Source organism: Veillonella sp. (assembly GCF_019414865.1).
Taxonomy (GTDB): Bacteria; Bacillota; Negativicutes; order Veillonellales; family Veillonellaceae; genus Veillonella.
In genome coordinates this window covers 1-2,801 of the sequence record NZ_DXLG01000163.1, presented here as the reverse complement: position 1 = coordinate 2,801, position 2,801 = coordinate 1, and the positions used below count along the sequence as shown (strand labels likewise).

The 2,801-nt window shown below is 40.4% G+C and carries 4 protein-coding genes; all 4 read right to left on the bottom strand.

Annotated features, from left to right (window positions below):
• A partial coding sequence (locus QZ334_RS07785) for a type II toxin-antitoxin system RelE/ParE family toxin (protein ID WP_295233401.1) occupies positions 1–224 on the bottom strand: 224 nt, incomplete at its 3' end.
• Positions 225–588: 364 nt separating this feature from the next.
• Positions 589–1,305: a DUF554 domain-containing protein gene (locus tag QZ334_RS07780; RefSeq protein WP_295233399.1), complete on the bottom strand. Its 717-nt coding sequence runs from the start codon at positions 1,303–1,305 to the stop codon at positions 589–591.
• Between the two features lie 386 nt (positions 1,306–1,691).
• Complete coding sequence (locus QZ334_RS07775; RefSeq protein ID WP_295233397.1) at positions 1,692–2,291, bottom strand: DNA-3-methyladenine glycosylase I; 600 nt, start codon at positions 2,289–2,291, stop codon at positions 1,692–1,694.
• On the bottom strand, positions 2,291–2,734 hold the full coding sequence (locus QZ334_RS07770; RefSeq protein WP_039968845.1) for a hypothetical protein: 444 nt from the start codon (positions 2,732–2,734) through the stop codon (positions 2,291–2,293). Before QZ334_RS07770 ends, QZ334_RS07775 begins: the two co-directional genes overlap by 1 nt.
• Positions 2,735–2,801: the final 67 nt, after the last annotated feature.

Here is a 2,801-nt window from a genome sequence, read left to right as displayed (position 1 = left end):
AATCTATACTGGCTATTAATCCGTAAACTATACTGGCCAAAGCGATTGCCTTGCAATAACTCTAATCGGTTACCAGATGGCCACCTTAAATCCTGTATCGATTCAGCATTATCTAATAATATTAGCTTACGAAGAGCTAATCTTTGTATAAACGGTGAAAAGCGTTTAGAAAAACTCTGATGGTAAACCTTTTCTGTTTCCTTATCTTTAAATCCGATAATCATAGAACCTCTCCTTTGATTATACCTGTTTTACAGGTATACCTCAATAATATATACCTGTATTTCAGGTATATTGTGGAATAACTTTATTCTATAAATGATTTCGGTAAAAGATTTCTCTAAAACAGCACTCAAATCCTACTGTTCTTCTGACTCTATTGGTCACCTATTTCGGAATGTATCTACTTCTAGTCATCACTTGAAGATCAGCAAATATTAGTACTAACTTTTATAATGGCTACAAATATAAAAAGACCTATATTCTCTAGACTCTCATGTGCAAAGTACAGCAGTGAAAGGTTAGAGAATATAGGTCTCTTATAAAATCTATATATTATTTTTATTAGTATTCATAATGCGATTTACATTATAGCAAGAATGTAAGCCCCATAGCTACAAAGATGGCTGGTAATAAGTTCGCAATGCGGATTTTACCAGGCCAGATGAGGTCAATACCGACGCAGAAGATCAGAATAGAGCCCACGTAGGATAGGTTATCGATGGCACTCGGTGTCATCAACGGTGCCGCAATGTGTGCCATAGCTGTAATGATCCATTGCGTAATCCCTACAGGAATAAAGGAGAACAACGCACCCTTCCCCATAGAGGATACCATCACCATAACAATGATACCGTCTAGGATACCTTTTAATAAGAGCGTTTGGTAATTACCCGTTAAGCCGTCTTGAATAGAACCTAGTACTCCCATGGCTCCCACTGTAAACGTAAGGGATGCCGTAATAAAAGCGTGCGTAAACTGCGGATCGCCAGTGTTCCCAGTTTTGGCTTTCACCCAGTCGCCAAATACAGTAATCCAACGGTTAAGGTCGATAAGCTCGCCAATTACGGCGCCTGCCACCATGCTAATGATCATCAGCATAGGCCCCGTCGTTTGTATCGTTCCGTTCACGATGACTAGCATATACTGCATGGCACCGCTCATCCCGAGGAGGAGAACAATAATGCCGCTCACCATCATGAGCGTCTGTTTCAAATTTTCTTTCATAAACCGACCAAATGCGCGGCCGCACAAGCTGCCGGCTATGATGAGGCCAATGTTAATGGCCGTGCCCAAACCAATCATATATTTCCCTTTCTGAATTGTGAAAGTAATACTTTATTTCATCATCAGTATATCAACTATATCGAAATAAATCAATTTATCATGGTATACAACCAATCTATGCCATTATATGCCCTAGATAAAAACATATAGCAAAAAGCCCCTATCCCGTAAAGGATAGGGGCTTCATGTTGTGTTTATAGCTTTGAGAGAGAAGTATATGAGAGACCCGCTTTGGAGAGAGAGAATATATGTGTTTGTATATAAAGCGGGCCGACATATGATGGAACGCTATCTTTCCATCGACTATAGTGTACACCTTAAAGTGCGGTTTAACACAAGTTTAATTTTGTAAAACCAATCATGTATAAAAACTATTGTTAACTAACGATTATTTGAAAACTATATTAATCCTCAGCGTCTACAGGCAATTGAATAATATCTGCCGTCTTATTAATCTCGTCAAAACAAGGACAATCCTTACCGTGATCGTTGATAAGGCCACTAGCTTGCAGATGGGAATAAATAGTAACGGGTCCTACAAACTTAAACCCTCGCTTCTTTAGATCCTTACTAATCCGTGTAGACAGACCATTCTTTGCTGGCACATGCCCATCGGGATGGCTTTCATAAATAATTGTTTTATTATCTGTGAAAGCCCAGATATAGTTGCAAAACGAACCAAATTCATCTTGAATACGTTTAAAAGCAAAAGCATTATTGATGATAGCCTCAATTTTAGGGCGAGACTTGAGCATGCCCTCAGTCTGCATAATCCGTTCGATGTCGCTTTCACCATAAGTAGCAACCGCATCAATATCAAAGTAATTAAAGCATCCTCGAATAATGTCTCGTTTATTCAAAATCGTAAGCCAACTGAGACCACATTGGAGGCTTTCAAGACAGAGATACTCAAACTGCAATCGGTCATCATGAATAGGACGGCCCCACTCATGATCGTGATACGCCTGATACAAGGGCGTCGTCGGCCATTCACAAGTAGCCACTACACACCTCCATGAGCCCAGACAAGGACATCATACATGAGCGCTACTACGAGGCCCATTACGAGATGACCGCCCACATAAAACGGCACAAGATAATAGATAAATAGCAATAGTGAATGTAAGGCTCTGCGAAGCCATACAATCGGTGTAGACGTACCGCCGCCCACCTTACCATCGAGCCAATTATGGACGATATAAATAGGTGTACCTAATCGGACAATCCAGTCGGGCATACGCTTTCTAGGATTAAGTCCTGGGCAATACAAAATCACCAAGGGCAACGCCACCGCATCAAGAATAAGCAGCACTGTTAAGGTCAAAGAGAATAAATCTATCTCGCCTTCCCACGTCAATGGATGAGCTATAAAGCGGAGCGCCCACAAATAGGCTTTATATACGATATACGGTTCTAATAGCCATAATAAGGGCTTCACTACACTCATGGGACTACCTACACCAAACACAAAATAAGAAAACTACGCATTCGCGTAGTTGTTTTTATATTATTAT

Coding starts and splice junctions, on each gene's coding strand:
- QZ334_RS07780 (WP_295233399.1), bottom strand. CDS start 1,305: ATGATTGGTTTGGGCACGGCCATTAACATTGGCCTCATCATAGCCGGC.
- QZ334_RS07770 (WP_039968845.1), bottom strand. CDS start 2,734: ATGAGTGTAGTGAAGCCCTTATTATGGCTATTAGAACCGTATATCGTA.